At 75.2% G+C, this 21,302-nt stretch carries 16 protein-coding genes; 5 read left to right on the top strand and 11 right to left on the bottom strand.

What is annotated here, in order from left to right; genetic code table 11:
* Positions 1-74: 74 nt before the first annotated feature.
* The gene (gene egtD, locus IG69_RS0105885; RefSeq protein ID WP_030527243.1) at positions 75-1,067 is read right to left on the bottom strand and encodes an L-histidine N(alpha)-methyltransferase; all 993 of its coding nucleotides are present in this window, start codon (positions 1,065-1,067) and stop codon (positions 75-77) included.
* Positions 1,064-2,395: an ergothioneine biosynthesis protein EgtB gene (egtB, locus tag IG69_RS0105880; protein WP_051750262.1), complete on the bottom strand. Its 1,332-nt coding sequence runs from the start codon at positions 2,393-2,395 to the stop codon at positions 1,064-1,066. The genes egtD and egtB overlap by 4 nt, the downstream gene beginning before the upstream one ends.
* Positions 2,396-2,606: 211 nt before the next feature.
* Here egtB and IG69_RS0105875 point away from each other — a divergent pair, with 211 nt between their 5' ends.
* Positions 2,607-3,200 (top strand): hypothetical protein, encoded by a 594-nt coding sequence (locus IG69_RS0105875; protein WP_084696605.1) that lies wholly within the window; start codon positions 2,607-2,609, stop codon positions 3,198-3,200.
* Complete coding sequence (locus IG69_RS20025) at positions 3,197-4,657, top strand: SagB/ThcOx family dehydrogenase (protein ID WP_051750261.1); 1,461 nt, start codon at positions 3,197-3,199, stop codon at positions 4,655-4,657. Before IG69_RS0105875 ends, IG69_RS20025 begins: the two co-directional genes overlap by 4 nt.
* A gap of 185 nt (positions 4,658-4,842) precedes the next feature.
* On the opposite strand, the gene IG69_RS0105865 is transcribed toward IG69_RS20025, so the two are convergent.
* The 5 genes from IG69_RS0105865 to IG69_RS0105845 all read right to left on the bottom strand — a co-directional run bounded on the left by IG69_RS0105865 (position 4,843) and on the right by IG69_RS0105845 (position 14,423).
* Positions 4,843-5,763: a lantibiotic dehydratase C-terminal domain-containing protein gene (locus IG69_RS0105865; protein WP_169742038.1), complete on the bottom strand. Its 921-nt coding sequence runs from the start codon at positions 5,761-5,763 to the stop codon at positions 4,843-4,845.
* Between the two features lie 5 nt (positions 5,764-5,768).
* Positions 5,769-7,241 (bottom strand): hypothetical protein, encoded by a 1,473-nt coding sequence (locus tag IG69_RS0105860; protein WP_051750260.1) that lies wholly within the window; start codon positions 7,239-7,241, stop codon positions 5,769-5,771.
* A gap of 65 nt (positions 7,242-7,306) precedes the next feature.
* Positions 7,307-10,735 (bottom strand): TOMM precursor leader peptide-binding protein, encoded by a 3,429-nt coding sequence (locus tag IG69_RS22045; protein WP_157577373.1) that lies wholly within the window; start codon positions 10,733-10,735, stop codon positions 7,307-7,309.
* A complete protein-coding gene (locus tag IG69_RS0105850) occupies positions 10,732-13,326 on the bottom strand; it encodes a lantibiotic dehydratase family protein (RefSeq protein ID WP_030527236.1) in 2,595 nt (864 codons plus the stop codon). Before IG69_RS0105850 ends, IG69_RS22045 begins: the two co-directional genes overlap by 4 nt.
* On the bottom strand, positions 13,323-14,423 hold the full coding sequence (locus IG69_RS0105845; RefSeq protein ID WP_051750259.1) for a hypothetical protein: 1,101 nt from the start codon (positions 14,421-14,423) through the stop codon (positions 13,323-13,325). The genes IG69_RS0105850 and IG69_RS0105845 overlap by 4 nt, the downstream gene beginning before the upstream one ends.
* Positions 14,424-15,011: 588 nt before the next feature.
* Between IG69_RS0105845 and IG69_RS21520 the strand changes: the two genes are divergently transcribed.
* The 3 genes from IG69_RS21520 to IG69_RS0105830 all read left to right on the top strand — a co-directional run bounded on the left by IG69_RS21520 (position 15,012) and on the right by IG69_RS0105830 (position 17,452).
* Complete coding sequence (locus tag IG69_RS21520; RefSeq protein ID WP_084696604.1) at positions 15,012-15,170, top strand: thiazolylpeptide-type bacteriocin; 159 nt, start codon at positions 15,012-15,014, stop codon at positions 15,168-15,170.
* A gap of 355 nt (positions 15,171-15,525) precedes the next feature.
* A complete protein-coding gene (locus IG69_RS20885) occupies positions 15,526-16,275 on the top strand; it encodes a helix-turn-helix transcriptional regulator (protein WP_051750258.1) in 750 nt (249 codons plus the stop codon).
* A gap of 1 nt (position 16,276) precedes the next feature.
* Positions 16,277-17,452 (top strand): FAD-dependent monooxygenase, encoded by a 1,176-nt coding sequence (locus IG69_RS0105830; protein WP_036829125.1) that lies wholly within the window; start codon positions 16,277-16,279, stop codon positions 17,450-17,452.
* Between the two features lie 54 nt (positions 17,453-17,506).
* Here IG69_RS0105830 and IG69_RS0105825 read toward each other — a convergent pair whose 3' ends face one another.
* From IG69_RS0105825 to IG69_RS0105810, 4 genes are all read right to left on the bottom strand, one after another.
* A complete protein-coding gene (locus tag IG69_RS0105825; protein ID WP_030527232.1) occupies positions 17,507-18,361 on the bottom strand; it encodes a carbohydrate ABC transporter permease in 855 nt (284 codons plus the stop codon).
* On the bottom strand, positions 18,358-19,320 hold the full coding sequence (locus IG69_RS0105820) for a carbohydrate ABC transporter permease (RefSeq protein WP_030527231.1): 963 nt from the start codon (positions 19,318-19,320) through the stop codon (positions 18,358-18,360). The genes IG69_RS0105825 and IG69_RS0105820 overlap by 4 nt, the downstream gene beginning before the upstream one ends.
* Positions 19,317-20,624, bottom strand: a complete 1,308-nt coding sequence (locus tag IG69_RS0105815; RefSeq protein ID WP_030527230.1) for an ABC transporter substrate-binding protein — start codon at positions 20,622-20,624, stop codon at positions 19,317-19,319. The genes IG69_RS0105820 and IG69_RS0105815 overlap by 4 nt, the downstream gene beginning before the upstream one ends.
* Before the next feature lie 204 nt (positions 20,625-20,828).
* Complete coding sequence (locus IG69_RS0105810; RefSeq protein ID WP_030527229.1) at positions 20,829-21,269, bottom strand: DUF6069 family protein; 441 nt, start codon at positions 21,267-21,269, stop codon at positions 20,829-20,831.
* Positions 21,270-21,302: the final 33 nt, after the last annotated feature.

The following is a 21,302-nucleotide window of genomic DNA, read 5'->3' as shown; positions in this document are numbered from 1 at the left end:
TCGAGGGGGTCACCGGCGCGGCACCCGCCCGGCGGTGGTCGGTGTGCAACGTGGCGGCGCGGGGCCGCGGCGCGTCAGTCGCGCCGCGCCAGCGTGAGCGCGAAGTCCCCGGCGTCGTCGGTCCACGTCCGCTCGACGCTGAACCCGGCCTCGCCGAGCTCCGCGGCGATGCCCTCGTGCCGGAACTTCGTCGAGATCTCGACACAGATCTCCTCGCCGGTCGCGAGCTCGACGACGAGGTCGGCGCCCGGGACGGTGACGACCTGCGGCTCCTCGGCGCGCAGCCGCATGTCGATGCGCTCCATCCGCGGGTCCCAGAAGGGGACGTAGCTGAAGGCGCCGGGGTCGAAGTCGGCCCCGAGCTCGCGGTTGACGACGACCAGGCAGTTGCGGATGAACCGCTCGGTGACGCCGGCCGAGTCGTCGTAGGCCGCGACGAGGCGGTCGGCGTCCTTGACGAGGTCGGTGCCGAGGAGCAGCCACTCGCCGGTGTCGAGGGAGTCGGCGAGCGCGCCGAGGAAGGCGGCCCGCTCCTCGAGGTAGAAGTTGCCGATCGTGCTGCCGAGGAAGGCGACCATCCGGCGGTCGCCGCGGGGCAGCTGGCCGAGGTGGAGGGTGAAGTCGCCGACGACGGCCTCGACGGCCATCCCGGGGTAGCGGACGCTGAGCATCGACGCCGCCTCGCGCAGCGTGCCGTCGGACACGTCGACCGGCACGAAGCGCGCGAGCGGGCCGTGCGAGCGGTCCTCGGCGCGGAAGGCGTCGAGGAGCGTGCGGGTCTTGTCGCTCGTGCCGCTGCCGAGCTCGACGAGGGTCGAGGCGTCGCACACCTGCGCGATCTCGGCGGCGTGCGCGGTGAGGATGGCCCGCTCGGCCTCGGTGGGGTAGTACTCCGGCAGCCGGGTGATCTCGTCGAAGAGGTCGGCGCCGACCGGGTCGTACAGCCACTTCGGGGGAAGCCGCCGTGGGCGGCCGCCGAGCCCGCGGCGCACGTCGTCGACGAGCGAGCCGGAGGCCCAGTCGGGGTCGAGGAGGACCTGGACCCGGGGCTCGACGACGCCGCTCACGCGTCGGCCCCCGTCGCCGCGTCGGCCGGTCGGGCCTGCGGCGCACCGCCGTCGGCCAGCCGCACGCCGGACAGGGCCCAGCGCGAGCCGTGCGGGAAGAAGTTGCGGTAGGTGAGCCGGGCGTGCGCCGGCGGGGTGAGGGCGCAGCCGCCGCGCAGGACCATCTGGTTCGACATGAACTTCCCGTTGTACTCGCCGATGGCTCCCGCCGGGGGGTGGAAGCCGGGGTAGGGGTGGTACGCGGACGAGGTCCACTCCCAGCAGTCGCCGTAGACCTGACGCAGCCGGTGCTCGCCGTCCCGCTCCGGCGCCGCGGCCGGGTGGTAGTGCCGCAGGTCGGCGAGGTTTCCGCCGGAGTGCGCGGCGTCGGCCTGGCCGTCGACGACGACCGCGTGCTCCCACTCCGCCTCGCTCGGCAGCCGCTTGCCGGCCCACGCCGCGTACGCGTCGGCCTCGTAGAAGCTGACGTGGCTGACCGGCAGGCCGGGGTTGACCGGCCAGGTGCCGTGGAGGGTGTGCTCGAGCCAGACGCCGTCGTGCTCGGTCCAGTACAGGGGTGCCCGCCACCCCTCCGCCCGGACCCGCGCGAGGCCGTCGGAGAGCCAGAGCTCGGGGCGCTGGTAGCCGCCGTCGGCCATGAACTCGAGCCACTCGCCGTTGGTCACGAGGCGGTCGGCGAGCCGGTAGGGCTCGAGCCACTGCCGGTGGCGGGGCAGCTCGTTGTCGAAGGAGAAGCCGCCGCCCTCGTGGCCGATCTCGACGAGACCGCCCTCGACGTCGACCCAGCCGAGCGCGTCCGGCTCGCTGGGCGCCGGCCGGGTACCGCCGTAGACGGGCTCGAGCGGGTTGCGCGAGAGGACGTGCTTGATGTCCATGAGCAGCAGCTCCTGGTGCTGCTGCTCGTGGTGGAAGCCGAGCTCGATGGTCGGCGCGAGCTTCTCGAGGGAGCCCTCGTCGAGGCGCTCGACGAGGTCGCGCATGCGCTCGTCGACGTTGCCGCGGTAGACCCCCACGTCCGCGGCGCCCGGGCGGGTGATGAACCCCCGGTCGGCGCGCGAGTACCGCGGGCCGATGCCCTCGTAGTAGCTGTTGAAGAGGAACCAGTAGCGGTCCTGGAAGGGCGCGAAGTCCTGCTCGTGCTCGCTGAGCACGAAGGTCTCGAAGAACCACGTCACGTGGGCGCGGTGCCACTTCGTGGGTGACACGTCCGGCATCGACTGGACCGTCTGGTCCTCGGGCGAGAGCGGGGAGGCGAGGGTCTCGGTGTGCGAGCGGACCTCGTCGTAGCGGGTGGTCAGGGTGCTGGCGTCCCACGTCGAGGTGGACATGGCGGCGCTCCTCTCGGTCGGGGCCGGTCGAGCGTGACGTCCATCCTTACCCAGCCCACCGACAGGGGACACCCCACGTGCACCGGTCATCGGGACGACGGCCGCCGTCCACCCGGATGACGGGTGTCATCACGGGTCGGTGGCCGGCGGCACTGCCCCGGCCGGCGGGGCGACGGCCAGGCTGGGACGACCACCGAGAGAGGACCGTCCGATGACGACGACCCACCACCCGTCGGCCGCCCGGGTGCCGACCGACCGGCCGCACCGCGGCATCCAGCACCTCCTGCACCCGCAGGTGCTCGGCGTCATCATCGGCGGCTCGGGGGCCAGCGCGTTCGTGCACGTCAACAAGGACCTCCTGCCGGGCTCGTGGCCGACCGTGGCCGTCCTCGCCTGGGCGGCTGCCGTGTTCGTCTGCGCCTGGGCCGTGCTGCTGCGGCCGCGGCGCTTGCGTGACGTCGGCCCCCCGCGCCCCGGCGCCGGCCTCGTCTACAGCGCCTCGGTGCTCGGGATGCTCGCCGGCTTCGCCATCGGTCGGTTCGTCCTCGACGCCGCGGGCCGGCCGGAGCTGATGCCCGCCGTCGTCGTCGTGGCCGTCGGCCTGCACTTCGTGCCGTTCGCCCGCGCGTTCGGGGCGCCGGTGTTCGGCACGCTCGGCTGGTCGCTCGCCGCGATCGGCGTCGTCGGGGTGCTGCTCGGCCTCGTCGCCGGCACCGTGCCCGTCGCGGCCGCCGCCGTCGTCACGGGCGTCGTCATGCTGCTGCTCATGGCGCTCGACGCCGTCCGTCCCGGCGCCCCGTCGTGACCCCGGACGCCGGCCTCGTCGAGGCCCCGACGACCGTCCTCACCGCCTGGCCCGGCCTGCGCGACGGCGTGACCGCCCGCGTCGAGGGTACCGACCTCGTCCTCACCGGCGAGGGCCGCACGACGCGGCTGCGCGGCATCCCCGAGGCCCTTCGCCGCCACCTCGCCGAGGGCCGACCGGACGCCGATGAGGTGGTCCGTGAGGCGACCGAGCGACTGCTTGCGCGGATGGGGCACCTGACGACGACCCGGCTGCGCTGTGACGCCCACGAGGTGATGCGCCACGAGTCGACGACCCGCTCGACGGCGTACGAGCCCGCCGACCTCGCGGAGACCGATGTCCTGCGCCTCGACCGGTTCGCGCTGTTGCGCACGCGGGGGGACGTCCTCGTCCTCGAGTGCCCGCGGGCCACCCACCGTTTCGTGCTCACCTCCGACCTCGCCCGCGCGCTCGCCGTCGACCTGGGCACCCCGCGCCGGGTCCGCGACCTCGTGACGGGTACGACCTGCGAGGACGCGGCCGTCGAGGTCCTCGGTCACTGGGTGGGCGCCGGCCTCGTCGAGCGGGCCCGCCCGGACGGCGGCTTCGCGACGGACACCGACCCGACGCTCGTCCAGTGGGACTTCCACGACCTGTTGATGCACAGCCGCAGCCGCTCCGGGCGCCACGACGAGCCGCTCGGGGCCCTCAGCCCGCATCGTGGCCGCATCCACCCGCTGCCGGCGGTCGTCCCCCCGCGCGGTGACGCCCTCGCGGTCGTCGACCTGCCGCGACCGGCGCCCTGGACCGGCGGGCTGAGCCTCGCCGAGGCCGTCGAGCGGCGGCGGTCCATCCGCGACTACGCGCGGACCCCGGTGTCGCTCGAGGAGCTCGGCGCCTTCCTCCACCGCTCGTTCCGCGACCGCGCGCGCTTCGACCCGCCGGCGGACGCCGGGCAGGAGTCGAAGGTGTCGCGCCCCTACCCGAGCGGTGGCGGCCTCTACGAGCACGAGCTGTACCTCACCGTGCGCCGGTGCGAGGGACTGGCGCCGGGCATCTACCACTACGACGCACTGCACCACCGTCTCGAGCTGGTCACCGACGACGCCGGCGGGGCGAGCGCGATGCTCGCGGTGGCGGCGGCGGCCACGGGACATCCCGCGAGCCCGGACGTGCTGCTGACGCTCACCGCGCGCTTCCAGCGGATGTCGTGGCGCTACCGGTCCATCGCCTACGCCAACGTCCTGCGGACCACCGGGGCGATCTACCAGACGATGTACCTCGTCGCGACCGACCTCGACCTCGCGCCCTGTGCCCTCGGCAACGGGGACGCCGACCTCGCCGCGCGGGTGCTCGGGCTGGACTACCTGCGGGAGTCGTCCGTCGGTGACTTCGTCCTCGGGCGCCGCGACCCGCGCGACGTCGTCGAGGGCGCGCCGATGGCCGGCTGGACCGTCCTCGACGAGACGACCGCCTGAGCGTCCCCGGTCCGGCACGTCGGAGGGGGCGTGCCCGCCGGGGGTCCCTCCCAGGCCGCCCGGTGCGGAACCGCGCGCCGACCGGCCGAGACGGGGGGGGTCCACGAGACCCCGGGTTCGGAGCCGGGGTCTCGTGGACCTTTCGGGGTCACCCCGAGAAGCGGGGGCCGGTGCGACGGGTGGGGTCAGGCCGGGACGGCGGACGGCGGGACGGGCAGGCCGAGGTCCGGGACGCTGCCGGCGGGCGCCGGGAAGGTCGCGGCGAGCACGGCGTAGGTGCGCAGCTCGTCGAGGATGGTCAGCCCGAGCCGGTTGTGCGTCATGTGGACGTGCGACGAGACGACCGTGCCGGGCAGGGGCACCCCGGCCGTCGTGAGCGTGCCGACGAGGTCCGCGACGTCGTCGTGCCAGCCGCGAGCCCACCCGGACAGCTCGGCGAAGGCCGCCGGGGACGGAGCCGCGCGCACGATGGAGACGCGGGCGACGAGCGACGGCTCGTACCCGTAGGACGCCGCCCAGGCGGCCCACGAACGCCGACCGATCTCGTGGAAGACGGCCCGGGCGACGTCCGGGCCGATCGAGCGTGCTGCGGCCTCGGTGAGCCGCAGCGCCACCTGTCGCCGAGCGCCGAGGTCCGGCAGGCGGGGGAGCAGCCGGACGACGAGCTCGCTCGAGCGGGTGAACAGCTCCTCCGAGGCGTCCATCACCGCCGGGCCGCCGTACCGCTCGATCTCCGGCTCGTAGTGCGCGGCGTGGACGCCGGGCACGCGGAGGGTGTCGACCCGGCGGTTCTCGCCGGTCTCGCCGCGGGCCTGGCGTCCGGCCTCGGCCATGTAGGTCGAGACGTCGACGAGCGGCTCGTCCGGGCGGGGCGCCGCGTGCTGCGGCAGCAGCTCCTCGAGCCGGGCCGTGAGGCGGGCGGCTTCGGCGTCGTCGAGGTCGCGGACCCGCAACCGGACGTGGGGGCCGCCCTGCCAGTAGCGGACGAAGAACCACGGGCGGCCGGTCTCGGCCGCCACCGGGGCGACGACGTGCTCGACGACGCGGTCGAGGGCGCTCACGGCCCCGGTCGAGAGGTGGAGGTGGCGGGTGGTCCAGCGGGTCACGTGCATCAGCTCCTGAGGTCGATCTGCAGCCCGCCGTGCGGGGCGTGGTGGGACACCACGACGGCGATGCCGGGCATCTCGTCGGGGTCGAGGGCGAGCGCGTCGGCGACGTCGCGCTCGTCGAGGGCCCGCACGGGACGGGCCACGAGGTGGCGGGCGGCGGCGCCGAGCCCCAGCCCGTGGACGAGCCAGCCGGTCGCGACGTGGGTCGCCGTCCAGGCGCCCGGCCCGGCACGGCCCACGGACGCGCGCGGACACGACGTGACGACGAAGACGAGCGGTGCGCGGGCGATGTCGCTGCGGGAGAGCTCGTCCGAGCCGTAGAGGTAGGAGCCGGTGAAGCGCTGCACGGCGTCGTGGGGGACGTCCGTCCGGCGGTGGAAGCGGCCGGCGAGCACCTCGTGCACGCCCGGGATCAGCCCCGGGACGTCACGCACGACCGCGTGCAGGCGCAGGCCTTCGACCGCCTCGTCGACCGGCGAAGGGGGCACGGCCCAGCGGGCGAGGGCCCTCGCGTCGTCGAGGGACACGGGGGCGTCGGCGACGCGGAACCCGAAGAGGCGGCGGGGCATCCGCCCGGCGCTGCGGCGCCAGAGCACGTCGCCCCAGGAGCCGGCGCCGTCGTCGCTCTCGACCGACAGGCCGGTGGGCACGGCGACCGGCGGCCGTTCGAGGGTGTGCGACCGGTAGACCCGGGCGAGGTCGGCGCCGGCGTCGTCGAGGTGCTGCGCGGCCCCCGGCGCGGACGGTCCCGGCCGCGGTGCCTCGCCCGTCTGCCCCGGGACGGCGTCGGTGGGGGTCAGCACCCACGGCGGTGACCAGCGTCCGGGGTCGCGCCACAGCCGCGCGAGTCCGCCTGTCTCCCAGCCCTGCCGGGGGGTGTGAAGCGTGAGGGGGAGGCCGTCGAGCCGTGAGAGCGCCGCGAGGTGGCGCAGGAGGATGCCCGTCTCGAGGGCGACGAGGCTGCCGCGGAACCAGCCGTAGCCCGAGGGAACGGCGTCCCACCGCCCGGTCAGCGCGACCGCCCCGGTCGCGTGCTCCGGGTCGGCGGTGACCCCCGTGGCCAGCACCGCGCGGCGGTCCGGGTCGAGGACGTGCCACTCCCCGTCGACGACGACGGCCGCCGCGACGGGGAAGAGGCAGCGGGGGGAGGCGTAGGCGCGGTGGTCGTTGTAGGGGTCGTCGGGGTCACGGCGCACGGGGGCGACGGCCCGCGCCGCGAGCCGGAGCAGGCGGGCGTCCACGGGGCGCCCGCGGTCCGTGTCGGTGGAGGATGAGCAGTGCGCGAACGGGGTCCGTCGAGCGGCGTCCCACAGCCCCCGTGGCCACGGCCGGGTGACCGGCGCCCCGGCCACGAGGGACGAGAGCGGCTCGGGGGGCGGTGGTGAGGCGTCGCCCGAGCCGCGCAGCACCCAGGGCGCCGGCCCCGGACGGTCCACCCCGAGCGCGTGGTCGTACCACAGGGTCTCGCGGTCCACCGCGCCCTGGCGCGCGGACCCCGGCAGCCACCCGGGTCCGCACGGCCGGGGCGGCACCGCGACGCTCACGGGAACGGGTGCGGGTCGAAGGGGTGCGGCCCGGGTTCGCGGCCGGCCAGGGCGGCCTCGAGCCGGGGGATGCCGAGGAGGCGCTGGTGGGCCTGCCCGAACACCATCGGGACGGTGCCCGGCACGACGGTCTTGACGACGTGCAGCCCCTGGTCGCGGTGCTCGCGGGTGGACTGGTCGACGACGACGACCTCGTCGAGGCCGGCGGCCCCGAACCGGTCCGCGACGAGCCCGAGCGTCGTGAGGATGCTCCCGTCGGCCGGCGTGAGGGCTGCGGGCCATCCCGGGAAGGCCTCGGCCAACGAGACGTCCGGGCCGCCGAGGACGGCCCTCACCCGGTCGAGCACCTCCGGCGCGGAGGACCAGCGGACGTGATCCTCCAGCTCGCGCACCCGCCAGGAGTCCTCGACGAGCGCGAGGGCGTCCGCGTGGTCCCAGTCGAGCGGCATCGTCGCGAGCTGCGCGACCTCGCGCAGGCCCGAGCGGGCGGCCGACACGGGGTCGGCCCCGGAGCCGGCGCTCGTGAACGACGCGGGGAAGCGCCCGTCCCGCGAGACCGCCAGCACCCAGACGACGGGCAGGTCGACGTCCTGCGTGGCCCGCAGGAAGTGCACGTCGAGCCCGCGCGACTCGACGAGGGCCACGAGCGCGTCGACCACCGGGTCGGCGAGCTCACCGGCGGGGATGCGCGGCAGCGGCGCCGCCCGGTGCCACGAGAGGAGGAAGGCGTCGCGTTCCGCGACCTCGAAGAGCGCGTGCACCGTGGCCTCGGCGAGGCTCGACCCGAGGGCGCACCCGCTGGACGACTCGAGGAAGAGGCGCCGGCGCTGTTCGGGGCCCGCCGCACGCGAGCCGCGCAGGTCGCGCTTGAAGGCGTGGTCGTACTGGTAGAAGCCGATCTCGGCCGGGACGAGCCGCGGGCGGCCCGTCGCGAGGTCGACACCCCAGGCCCAGTCCAGCGGGACGTCCGGGCCGTACGCCTCGACCTTCGAGGACGGGTGGGCCAGCTGCTCGGCGGAGTACTGCCCGAGCCGCAGCGGGTCGACCGCGTCGGCGGCGACCTCGCGGTAGGTGCGGTCCTCGACGATGGGCGCCTCGTAGGGGAACCCGGCGAGCCGTTCGTACGCCTCGAGCACCGCGACCGACCGGGTCTGGTCGAAGGACAGGGCGCGACCGTGACCCATCACGGGACCGCCGGCGAGGACGGCCATGCTCATCGCGTAGGGCACGCTCTCCTCGCGCAGGATGCCGCGCACCGGGCCGTACCGGTCGTCGACGGCGGCCTCGAGCCGGTCGGCCCGCAGCAGCGGCGTGCCCGCGGCGACCCGGGTCGGGTCGTCGGCGTCGACCGGCTCGTCGACGAGGGGGAGCCCGGCCGGTGGCGCCGACCCCGGGACGGGACCGCACCAGGCGCAGGTCGGGTGACGGAGCACGTCGTGGCGGGTCACCCCGTCGGTGGAGACGACGACGACCTCGCCCTCGCGCAGCGGGCGGGTGTTCCGCAGCGTCGTGGCGGCAAGCTCGAGGAGGCTCGCCGGGGCCGGGCCGCTGGGGGTGGTCGCGACCCGCAGGTCGGTGCCGAGGACGTGGTCGAGCACGGTGCGTCGGCGGGTCTCGGCGCACGCGGGGCACCCGGCCGTCGAGGACGGTGACCAGACCGGCCCCGCGACGACCGCGTCGGCCGTCGTCTGGAGCGGGACCAGCGCGCTGTCCCCGGCCCGGGCCGCCTGGACCGCACGCTCGAGGGCGTCGTGGTCCCACCCGGTGGTGACGACGACCGCGGCGTCGGTCCGGGACCGCAGCTGCGCCGCGACGGCCTCGACGCTCCCGGTGCGGGCGGCGCCGCGGAGCGTGTCGGGCTCCTCGACGATGCGGACCTGTCCGGCGTGCAGCGGGGCCGGGCCCAGGTGCGGGTCGGCCGGGTGGGCGCGCCCGACGAGCCGGAGACCACGGACGGCGAGCCAGGTGCCGAGGTCGTCGGCCAGCATCGCCACGGCGGTGGCCGGCGCGGTCCGCAGCGCCGCGGTGCCGGGGGCACCGAGCAGCACCGAACCCTCGGCGGGCAGCGTGTGGACGGCGACCGCCCGCGAGAGCGCGTCGAGGGCGGCCTCCTGCGCGTCGGGTCCCCAGGCCGTCGTCGCGCGGCCGTCGGCCAGGGCGCACCGGGCGAGGACCCAGCCGAGCCCCGGCAGGCCGTGGACGGTGACGCGCGGCGCGGCGCCGGCCGTCGTCAGGGCGTCGACGAGGCGGACCCCGCGGGGGTCCTCGACCTCCAGCAGGGCACCGTCACCGGCACGGCCCGCGAGCAGGCGCAGGGCACCGTCGAGCAGCCACCGCCGGCCCGTCGTCCCGGCCGCGCCACCGCCGCTGACCCGCCGAGCCACGGCGAGGGCTGCGGAGGCGGCGGCGTGCTGCTGGTCGACGCCCTCCGCCACGACGACGCCGCGATCGGCCGTGCGCAGGCGGCGTAGCGCGACGGGCATCTGGGGCAGGGCGTCCTCGTCGTCAGGGGTGACGAGCCCGAGCCACGGGTCGGTCAGCCGCCCGAGCCATCCGGCGAGATCGGCGTCGTCCCCCTCGTCGTCGACGGTATCGAGGGTCGCCTCGGTGCCGTCGTGCGGGGTCTCGCGCGGTAGGTCGAGCGCCCGCACACCGAGGGTGTCGCCGGAGACGACGTAGGCGTCGGGGCCGGCGACCGAGGCGAGGTCCTGGAGCAGCAGGTGCACGGCCGAGGACACGGCGACGGCGGTCGCGGCGGCCTCGTCGACGACGGGTCCCTCACGGTCGAGCGTCCGGTCGACGAGGGTCCGCCAGCGGGTCCAGCCGCGCAGGTCGTGGACGAGCGGCCCTACGAGAGAAGCCCGCTCGCCCACGACGACGGGCAGCACGCGGCTCGCGCGCGGCGGCACGTCACCGACGCGGTCGCGCGGGAGGACGGTGACCGCGACGTCGTGCTCGCGGCCGGAGTCCTCGACGTCACCCTCGATGCCGAGCCCGCGCAGCGCGCTGCCGGCGACGGCCAGGGCGTCGTCGGGGCCGACGAGGAGGATGCGGGCCGAGAGGATCTCCTCGAACGCCGCGTACGGCTGGGCCGAGCGGCACTCGAGGTAGGCGAGGAGCTCGGCGTGGCGCTCGCGGTCCGCGCCCACCGGGGCGTCCGGCACGAGGTGGTCCAGCCGCAGCACCATGTCGTGCGCCTCGAGCTGGCCGAGCAGGTGACGCACGGCCGGTCGCGCCTTCTCGGTGCCGATGGCGCCGACGAGGTCGTCCTCGTCGGCGCCCTCGCCGAGCAGCGGGAGGCAGCGCGCCATGAGGTCGGCGAAGCCGGACCATCCGGAGAGCGCGAACTCCCCCGTGCCGGAGCTGACGTAGACGCCGTCCGGCAGCGGTGCGTGGTGCAGGTCGGGGCGGGCCTTGAGTCTCATCCTTCTCCTCCGTGGCTGAACCGGCCCCCCGCGGGGCGGGAGACCTCGAGCACCCACTCGGCGGCGTGGGTGCCGTCGACCACCCCGGGGGCGGCCTCCTCGAGGTAGAGGGCGGGGGCGTCCTCGCCGCCGCGCCGCTCGAGCATCCGGGGCAGCACGCGCACGCAGAGGGCGCTGCCGAGGTCGACGTACTGGGGCTTGCTGCGGAACCGGACCGCCTGCGCCTCCGGGCTGCCGACCGACGCGGGACCGGTGTCCGCCGGGACGGACTTGACGACCACCTCGCGGGGGACGCCGTGGGCCGCGCACCAGCGGGCGACGGCGAGGACGCGGTCGGCCTCGTCCGGCTCGGCGAGCGCGGCGGCCAGGTCCTCACCGGGGTACCAGCGGGCCCGGCTGACGACGACGTCGCCGACGAGCACGCGAGGCACGCGGCGGGTGGTCGTCCGGTCGCGGCCGTCGCGCTCGGCCCACGCGTCGGGCAGGCCGTTGTAGAGACGTCCGGCGATGACGAGCCCCGACGCCACCGAGAGGGGCGGCGGGTACAGACCGGGATGGCCGCCGCCGACGGGCAGGACCTTGAGCCGGCGCTCGCCGTCGAGGACCTCGAGGCGGTCGCTCGCGGCGTCGTGGCGCAGCTCGAGGCGCTGCCAGTCCTGCGGCTCGAGGACGTCGTCGAGGACGGGCGGGTGGACGTTGACGTTCATCCCGTGGTGGCTGCGGTCCTCGACGAGGGTCGTGCCCGGCTCGGCGTAGCGCGCCTCGAGGCCGGCACGCAGCCGCGCGAGGGTGTGGCCACCGAGGGCGCGGTCGGGTCCGAGGAAGCGGGAGAAGAGCATCCCGTGGCCGGGCAGCCCGTCGTTGACGACGAGGCGGCCGCCGAGGGACTGCACGAGGACGCCGTAGCCGAGCGGGCGCTCGCGCAGCCGCTCGGGCATCCCGGCGAGGAGCCGGTCGACGTCCGCGTGCGTGAGGACGACCTCGTCGAGGCCGCGGGCCAGGGCGTCCTCGACCGCGGCGCCGACGGCGTCCTCGACCCCGCGACGCACGGCGTAGAGGCGGGCGAGGGTCGAGTCGGCGCCGCCGACGGTGTCGAGCACCGACGGGTCGTCGGCGGCCTCGGCGTAGACGCGGGTCATCCGCTCGGCCGCCTCGGTGACGGCCGCCACGAGGGCCGGGGCGTCGTCGACCAGGCGCACCGTGGCGCCGGCGCCGTGCCGGGCGACGAACGCCTCGCCGAGCGCGACGGCGACGTCGGCCAGCCAGTCGAACGTGGCGAGCAGGTCGACGGCCGGGCCGAGGTCGTCGAGCGCGGGTCGCCAGTGGGCGTCGTCCACCGGGGCGAGCTCGACGAACCGGTCCTCGGTCACCCCGATGCGCGCGGGCCGGCCGGCGGCCCGGCTGAGATCGCCGAGGGAGGTGTCGAGACGGTCGAGGACCGCGCGGCGCTCGTGCGCCGGGGCCTCCCCGAGGGCGGCGAGGTCGGCGGCGACGCCCGGCAGGTGCTCGGCGAGGAGGGCGGAGCCGCGCGGGGTGAGGTCAGCCAGGTCGGCGTCGGTGCTCGGGGCGACGGTGCAGACGAGTCCGCGCTCGACGGCGGTCCGGACGAACTGCTCGAGCCGGTCGCGCAGGGCGTCGTCGGCGTGGGCGGTACCGAGCGTCGCGACGAGGTGATCGACGACGACCGACACGCGCGCGGGACCCATCGCGACGGCCTCGACGAGCTGCCGCAGCGGCGGGGCGAGCGGCACCCCGACCCGCTGCCAGCCCTCGGCGGTCGGTCGAAGGACGTAGAGGCGCTCGCCGTCGGTCGCACCGGTCGGCGGGATGCCGATGTGCGGGTCCGGGCCGAGGACGCCGTCCTGCTCGAGGGCGCCGCCGACGACGTGGTCGAGCATGACGCGGTCGAGGGAGCAGACGCTGCGCTGGCCGAGGACGACCGGTCGGTCGGGGTGCGCGCCCCCGGGCTGGGCGTGGGTGAGGCCGACGGCGGTGAGGCGCGACAACGGGCTCGTGCGGACCGCGGCGCGCATCACGTACTGGACGAGCCCGCGCTCGGACTTGAGCACGCGGCTGGCCGCCCGGCCGGTCGGGGCGACGGCGTCGACGTAGCGCCCGGCCTGCTTGGCGACCTCCGGCGCCACGAGCTCGAGGGCGGCGCGCAGCTCGGGGTCGGTCAGCTGGCGGGCGAGCTCGCGGCGTTCGCGGGCCAGGGCGTCGTCGTGGTCGGCGCGCAGGGCTGCCAGGGCGGTGTCGCGCCGGGCGGCGGCGGCCTGCCAGGCGTCGACCTCGGCCGGGTGCTCGCCCGGGGGGAGCTGCTTGCCACGGCGCAGGGCCCGGCTCGTCGCGAGGAGGGCCTTACGGGAGTCGGGGTCGATGGCCTCGCCCACCAGGACGTGGAGGGCGGCCCCGGCGGCGTCGGCGGCCTGCGCGACCTCCACCTCGGCCGAGAGGACGGCGGCGACCGCATCGGTCAGGTGGGTGTCCGCGAGGCTGGCCCGGGTGAAGGGGTTGACCCGGTGGAACCAGACGGGCCCGGCGTCGGTGGGAGACGCGGTGCGAGGGGTGGGGCGGGCGGCGAGGTCGGTCATCGCGTCTCCTCCTGGTGCGTGCCGACGATGGCCAGCCGGTCGGTCCACGTCTGGCCGAGCACGTCGTCGACGGCCTCGGCGACGGCGTAGCACCCCCACGCGCGGTGCAGCGGTGCGACGCCGAGGAGCGGCAGCTGGCCGTAGACGGCGTTGACGAGGACTCGGTAGGCCGCGAACCACTCGCCGGCGCCGTCGGTGGCACCCGAGCCGTAGACCGTGCGGTGGAAGTCGGTGTCGGGGTGGTCGTCCCCGGTCGGGGGTCCGGCTGTCGAGGTCGGCGCGGCGGCCGCGTCGACGAGGGTGTTGGTCAGCTCGCCGCGGCGCACCGACTCGTCGAGGACGCCCCGGGTGTACGCGAGGGCGGTGCGCCAGGCGGTGACGTCGCCGCCGCCGTCGCCGGCCAGCAGGGTCTCGACGCGGGCGGTGACGGCGGGGCGCTGCGCCGCGTAGCGCGCGACGAACTCGGGTCGCAGGTCGCCGCGGGGCGACCACGCCGCGAGCAGCGCCTCGGCGTGGGAGCGCAGCGAGAAGGTGCCGAAGCCGGGGCCCATCACGTGGGCGTCGGCGATGACGGTGAGGACGTCGACGAGGGTGGCGGGCAGGCGGTCCGCGTCGTCCGCGACGGTGCGGACGCTCCGCGCGACGGCCGGGGCGAGCACCGCGTCGGCGAGCGAGTGCAGGGGGCCGGTCGGGCCGGTCGGCGTCGCCGCGGCCTCGTCGAGAAGGAGGGTCGCGCCGTGTTCGCGCAGCGGGAGGTAGGGCGGCGGCACGTGCTCGAGGCGGCCGCGGACGCGGGCCCGGTCGAGGTACTCCGCCGGGTCGAGCGGCGTGGTCGGGGCCCGGCCGGCGTCGACGGTCCGGGCGAGGGCCGCCCAGGTCCCGGCGGGGGCGGCGGGGCCGAGAGCGACGACGTCGGCGTGCGGGCCGCCGACCCAGCCGCGGCGCATCCGCACGAGCTGGCGGCCACCTTGGCGTGCCTCCTCCCACACGGGGAGCACGCAGTCACGGACCCACGTCGGGGTGACCTCTCCGTGGGTGTGGACGCGCAGGCCCACCACCTCCCGGTGGGGGGTGACGGGGGTCGTCGTGGCGGTCATCGGGTGCTCCGTTCGGTCGTGCGCTGGTTCGTGCTGCCTCTGTGGTCTCACGGGCGGGCGGGTCGCCGGGAGGGGCGACGCGCCAGGTGGTGACAGCCGTCATCCGCGCCGTGACCGCCCCGGTACCCCGGGGGGCTCTCCCTCCCCGCGCGCCCCCGCGAGGGCGCTCGGGGCACGGCCGTCCGCGGAGCGACGAGCGACCAGCTCGCCCCGCCGGCTCGACGTCGCCTCACCGCCCTGCACCCACCCCGCCGGCCCGGTCTCGTCCTGCCGCCTCGTCATCGCACCCGGCACGGCGAGATCTCCCTGACTTTGGTCGTCCTCGACACGGAGCTGTTCGGTCGGTACCGAAGCCGTTGCGCAGCAACGGTTTTGCGTACACGGCAAGCCCGGTGGAGGTCTCTGAGGAGAGTCGGGGCGGAGTGACGTGGGTCATCTCGCGGGTGACGAGCACCCCGTGCTGCTTGCAGTCCCCTTCTGCCGCAGGCGTTCCCCGTCATACCTTCGTTTTGGCGCAAGTGAGCCGCTGGAAATCCGGTGGTAAGCGCCGGATTTCCAGATCACCACACCATTCGAAGGAGACACACCATGAGCAAGGACACCCAGGACATCACGTTCGACAGCTTCGACGTCCAGGACGTCGAGGTCCTCGAGGCCGCCGACGGCACCGCCCTCCCCGAGATGGGCGCGTCGAGCGGCTCGATCGGCACCTCGTCCTCCTCGAGCTCGACCTGCTCCGCCTGCTGAACGTCGTTCACGCGCAGCACGACCACAGGACCCACCCGGTGCACCGGGTGGGTCCTGTCGTGCTGCCTGCGCCAGGACGTCGGCCACGTCCTGCACGTCCGAGAAGGCACGGGCGGGGGTGACCGAAGCCGGCGAGCGGGGTGTCGCGCGGCGGCGGGTGCGGTGACCGCAGTCATCGGGCAGTCGTGGTCGTGCACACTGCCGCCCGCGCGCCGGCCGGAGAAGAGTCGGGCATGCCGGAGGGACGACCGACCGCCGGCCCCGACCATCCCGAGGAGACGGCCATGGAGGACACCACGACCGCTCGCCAGACCATCACGGCGAGCGCAGCACGAGGCATCGGAGGCATGCGCTCATGACCATCACGACCCACCGGGTGCCGACCGCCCCGACGCTCAAGCCCACCGCCACCCTGGCGCCCGAGCACCCCTACCCCACACCGGGACCCGAGGCCGTGCGCGCCGGGTCGCCCGCCGCCGCCGCCGGCGGCCAGAAGCCGCAGGCCGTCCTGCGCCTCGTCGTCGGCCACCCGTGCCGCCTCACCGGCGAGGTCCTGGCCCAGAGCCTCGGTGGGTCCGGGGACTTCGCGGCCATCAAGCTCGTCCACGGCCTCGAGCAGGTCAGCGACGTGGTCGCCCAGTGGAGGCCGCACGTCGTCCTGCTGGCCGGCGTGGCCGGCCAGCCGCAGCTCGAGATGGCGAAGGAGATCGCCGCCACCCACCGCTGCGGGGTCGTCGTCGTCGCGACCGAGCCCTCACGCGCCGCCGTCGACACGGCGTTGCGCCAGGGCAACATCAGCCTCCTGAGCCACCAGGCCGGGCTCGCGCACCTGCTCCACGCGGTCCGCGGCACGGCCATGGGCTGCCCGACCATCGACACCTCGTTCGCCCCGACCGGTGACGACGCCGCAGGCTGCACCCTGACCCCGCGGGAGCGCGACGTGCTCCTGCTGACGACGGAGGGCCTGCCCGTCAAGGAGATCGCCACCCGGCTCTTCCTCACCGGCGGGACCGTGCGCAACATCAGCTCCTCCGCCATCCGCAAGCTCGGCGCCCGCAACCGTTACGAGGCCGCTCGCCAGGCGCACGACAAGGGGTGGCTCTGAGATGACGGCGCGCGCACCGCACCCCGTCGTCGTCGGTGGGGGGATGGCCGGCCTCATGCTGGCGGCCACCCTCGGCGGGCTCGGCCACCGCAGCACCGTCCTCGAGCGGGCGTCGTCGCTCGACGAGATCGGCGCCGGGGTCCAGCTCTCCCCCCGGTCGGTCAACCTGCTGCGGCAGACCGGAGTCCTGAACGAGGTGCTCGAGCGCGCGGTGGCGGTTTCCTACCGCGAGGTGCGGTCGTGGCGCGGCGAGGTGATCAGCCGCACCGAGCTCGGCGACACCTGCGAGGACCGCTACGGCGCGCCGTACCTCGCGGTGCACCGGGCCGACCTCCAGCACGCGCTGCTCAAGGCCGTGCCGGACGACACCCTCCGGCTCGGGGCCTGCGTGACGGCGGTCGAGACCGGGGCCGAGGGGGCCCGGGTGACGCTCGACGACGACACCGTGGAGGAGGGGTCCCTCGTCGTCGGGGCGGACGGCATCCGCTCCACCGTGCGGGGGGTCTTCGCCCCGGACGCCCCCGTCGCGAGCGGGCTCGCGGCCTACCGGGCCCTGGTCCCGACGATGCTGTGTCCGCCCGAGGCCGCGCAGCCCGTCGTGCGGATCTGGGTGGGGGCCGGCTCGCACGCCGTCGTCTACCCGATCCGCGGTGGCGAGATGCTCAACATCGTCGCCGTCGTGCCCTCCACCCGCGGCGGGGAGGACTGGACCGCCCCGGCTCCGGTCGACGAGCTGCTTGCCGCCTACCTCGGCTGGGACGACCTCCTGGCGGGGATCGTCGCCCGCGTCGGGGCGACGAGCGCCTGGGCCCTGCACGACCGCGAGCCGCTGCACCGTCTCGCCGACGGCCGGGTCGTCCTCATCGGGGACGCCGCCCACCCCATGCTCCCCTTCGCCGCGCAGGGCGTGAACCAGGGTCTCGAGGACGCCTGGGTGCTCGGCCGCTGCCTCGGGGCCCCGGGGTCGACCGGGGTGGCCGACCGCCTCGCCGGCTACAGCCGGCTCCGGGCGCCGCGGGCCGCGCAGGCGCAGGTCGCCTCCCGTCACCTCGCGGCGACGTTGCACGTCCCGGACGGGCCGTGGCGCGACGTCCGGGACGCCCAGCTGGTGGCTGGTGCCTCGCTGTCCGCGCAGGACGAGCTGCTCGCCCCGCTCGGCTGGCTCCCGCCGAGCTGACCGCCACGTCCTCCGTGTCCGCCCGGCACGGTGATGCGCGGGGCCGGACCGCGCTCAGCGGATGCCGGTGCGCGCGAACCCTTCGACGAAGTAGCGCTGGGCGACGAGGAAGAGCGCGACCATCGGGGCGACCGTGATGATCGCGAAGGCCATCGTGCCGCCGTAGTCGGACCCGAGCTGCCCCTGGAGGTAGAGCAGCCCGATGGGCAGCGTGTAGAGGGCGTTGTCCTGCAACGCGACCAGCGGCCACGCGAGGTCGTTCCACGACGACAGCAGCGTCATGAAGAACAGCACCGCGAGCAGCGGCCGGCTGAGCGGCAGGACGATCGAACGGAAGATCCGCAGGTGGCCGGCGCCGTCGACCCGGGCGGCGTCGATGAGCTCGCGCGGGATGGCGAGGACGAACTGCCGCGCGAGGAAGGCGCCGAAGCCGCTGGCCGCCGTCGGCAGGATGACCGCCCAGTAGCTGCCGAACAGGCCCATCGAGGTGACGATCCGGAACAGCGGCACCATGATCACCTGGAGCGGGATCATCACCGTGGCCACCGTGAGCAGGAACAGCGCGGTCGACCCCGGGAAGCGCAGCTGCGCGAACGCGTACCCCGCGAGCATGCTCACCGTCACCGAGAGCAGCGCCACGGTGAGCGAGATCGCGACGGAGTTGCCGACCCACGCGGCGACGGGGAAGGCGTCGAGGACCCGGCGGAAGTTGTCGAGCGTCAGCTCCCGCGGGACGAGGCGCAGCGTGCCGCCGAGCAGCTCCGAGCGGGAGGTCAGCGCGACGACGACCATCCAGTAGAGCGGGAACAGCGTGACGAGCGAGACGACGACGGCAGCAGCGAGGCGGGCCGGCATCCACCGGTCGCGGCGGCGCCGGCGGTGGGCGCGGACGGGGGCGGCGGTGCTCATCCGACGAGGTCCTTGGTGCGGCTCGTGCGCCAGCGCAGCCAGGTGAACGCGAGGCTGACGACGAGGAGGAAGACGCCGATCGTCGCGGCGTACCCCTGGTCACGCGTGACGAAGCCGTTGTCGTAGGCGTAGGTGACGAGCACCGTGGTCGCGTTGCGCGGGCCGCCGCCGGTGAGGACGAAGACGATGTCGAACACCTGGAACGAGTAGATGACGTTCATGACGACGAGGAAGAACGACGACGGCCCGAGCATCGGCACGACGACGTACCGGAACCGCTGCCACGGCCCGGCGCCGTCGAGCGTCGCCGCCTCGAGCGTCTCGCGGCCGATGCCCTGGAGGCCGGCCAGGTAGATGAGCATGTTGAACCCGGTTCTCCACCACAGGGTCACGAGCACGACGGTGACGAACGCCGCCGTCCCGCCCGACTGCCAGTCGACCCCGGGGAGGCCGAGGGCGCGCAGGACGGCGTTGGCGAAGCCGCTGTTCTGGTCGAACACGAGGACGCCGACGAGCGCCGTCGCGACGCCGCTGACGGCCATCGGGAGGATGAGCACGGACCGGAAGAGGCCGCGCGCCGGGAGCACCGAGTTGAGGAGCACGGCCGCCCCCAGCCCGAGGGCCATCGACCCCGGCGTCACGACGAGGGTGAAGAGGACGGTGTTGAGCGTCGCCCGCCAGAAGACCGGGTCGGTGAACAGCCGCGCGTAGTTGTCGAGGCCGACCCACACCCCGTCGCCGAACCCGTTGGTGCGCTGCAGGCTGAGGGCTGCGGCGCCGGCCAGGGGGACGAAGACGAAGGTGCCCAGCAGCACGAGGCCGGGCGCGAGGAAGCCGTAGGCGGCGAGCGCCTCCTTGACGGCGCCACGCCGGGGCCCCCGCCGGCCCCGGCGCGGTGGGTCCGGTGCCCGGACGCCGGGCGGAGCGGTGGCCGCGGTCGCGGCGGGGACGGTGCTCACCGCGCGACGGCGGCGCCGATGCCGTCGGCGAGGTTGCGCACGGTCGTCGCGGCGTCCTGGTCGCCGACGAACGCCTCCTCGAGCTGGTCCTTGAGGACGGTGATGATCGCCGACATCGACGGCGAGGCGACCTGCCCGGAGTCCCGCGGCAGCACGGCGCCGGCCTGGGCGACGAAGACGGGCGAGAGCTCGGGGCGGACCGTGAACTCGATGCCCTCCTGCACGAGGTCGGCGCGCGTGGGCAGCAGCGACGCGCCGGCGCAGAAGTCGGCCATCGGCTGCTTCTGCGTCACGTGGTCGAGGAACTTCGCCACGAGCGCGGGGTCCTTGGCGGCCTTCGTCGCGACGAGGGCGTTGCCGCCGAAGTCGCCGGCGGAGCGGACGTTCTTCGGCGGGAACGTGACGCCCCACTCGAAGCCGGCGGTGGTCGTGGCGTCCGGGACGAGAAAGGCGCCGCCGAAGTTCATCGCCGTCGTGCCCGAGTACCAGAGGTCCGCGGCGTAGGTCGACGACTTGACGGAGCTGTTCTGCGGCACCAGGTTCTGCCGGAAGAAGCCCTGCGTGAACTCGACCGCGGCCCGGCCGGCGTCGGAGTCGATGGCCGCCGCCGTCAGGTCCTCCGTGAGGAAGCGGCCGTCGGCCTCGAAGAGCCAGCTGAGCCAGCGCGTCACGCCGTTGCCCTGCCAGTTGTACGCGAAGGGCCACTTGTCGTCGGGGAGCTTCTGCCGCAGGCGCTTCGCGACGTCCTCGAACTCCTGCCAGGTCCACGCGTCCTCGATGCGCGTCGGGACGTCGGTCACGCCGGCCGACTCCATCAACGCCTTGTTGTAGAGGATGACAGAGGTGTCGGTGTGGTGCGGGACGCCGTAGGGCTTGCCGCCGTTCTGGACCGCGGCCCACGCCTGGGGGGTGAACCGGTCGGAGAAGCCGCTGTCGAGGTGGCTGCTCAGGTCGAGCAGCTGCCCGCGGCCGGCGTAGCTGCCGAACGTGTAGTACGGGACGCGGAAGACGTCCGGCGGGTTGCCGGCCTGCAGCTGGGCGTCGATCGTCGTGAACATCTGCTCGTACGGCACCGAGTTCAGCGTGACCTTGACGCCGCTGTTCGCCTGCTCGAAGGAGGAGATGGCGGCACGGAGGCCGGCGAGCTCGGCGTCGGTGCCCCACGTCGTGAACGTGACGGTGCCGGAGGAGGCGGATGCGCCGCTGTCCCGGCCGGAGGTGGAGAAGCCACCGCACGCGCTGAGCGCGAGGGGTGCCGAGGCGGCACCGGCGGCGGCGAGGAGCTGGCGACGGGTCAGGGGCATGCGGACTCCGGGGAGTGGTGCGGGCGGGATCGCCTGCGGCACGCTTCTCGACCACGGACCCGGGCGACGCTAGCCCCCGTCGTCGCAGCCGCGAGCACGCGTGCGTGATCCGCGTCACCGCTGTCGAAGGTCGGGCTCTCCGGCCGACGAGACGAGAAGGTCCACCGGCAACCTGCCGGTGGACCTTCTCGTCGACGTCGCGTCTCAGGCGCGCACGCGCTTCACGCTGACGAACCAGGCGATGCCGGTGACGACGTGCATCGCCGCGAGGACCAGCCGACCGCCGAGGGCCCCACCCATCGACAGGGGCATCACGACGGTGCCGACGCCGATGAGCAGCCCGACCCAGGGCAGCGCCCGGGCGCTCGCCGGCGAGACGCGGGAGAAGAGCACGAGCGCCACCCCGCCGACGACGATCGGGACGAGCGTCATCGTCACGACGGCGAACGGCGCGACGGTGACGGGGGCGGCACCGGGCGGGGTGAGCACGGTCTCGACGCCGGTCACCCGGGCGATGGTGTGGACGAGGACGTTGACGACGACGGCGACGACGGCCGCGCGGACCGTCGCCGTCACCAGGGTGGACGCGGTGGGACGGGCGGCCGGGGCCGCGAGGGGCGCGTCGGCGATGGTGTGTGCGGACATGGTGGCTTCCTTTCGTGGTGTGCCGGAACGGGG

Origin of the sequence: Phycicoccus jejuensis (genome assembly GCF_000720925.1) — a bacterium.
In the GTDB taxonomy this organism is placed as follows: Bacteria; Actinomycetota; Actinomycetes; order Actinomycetales; family Dermatophilaceae; genus Phycicoccus; species Phycicoccus jejuensis.
This window is presented reverse-complemented; position numbering and strand designations above follow the sequence as displayed.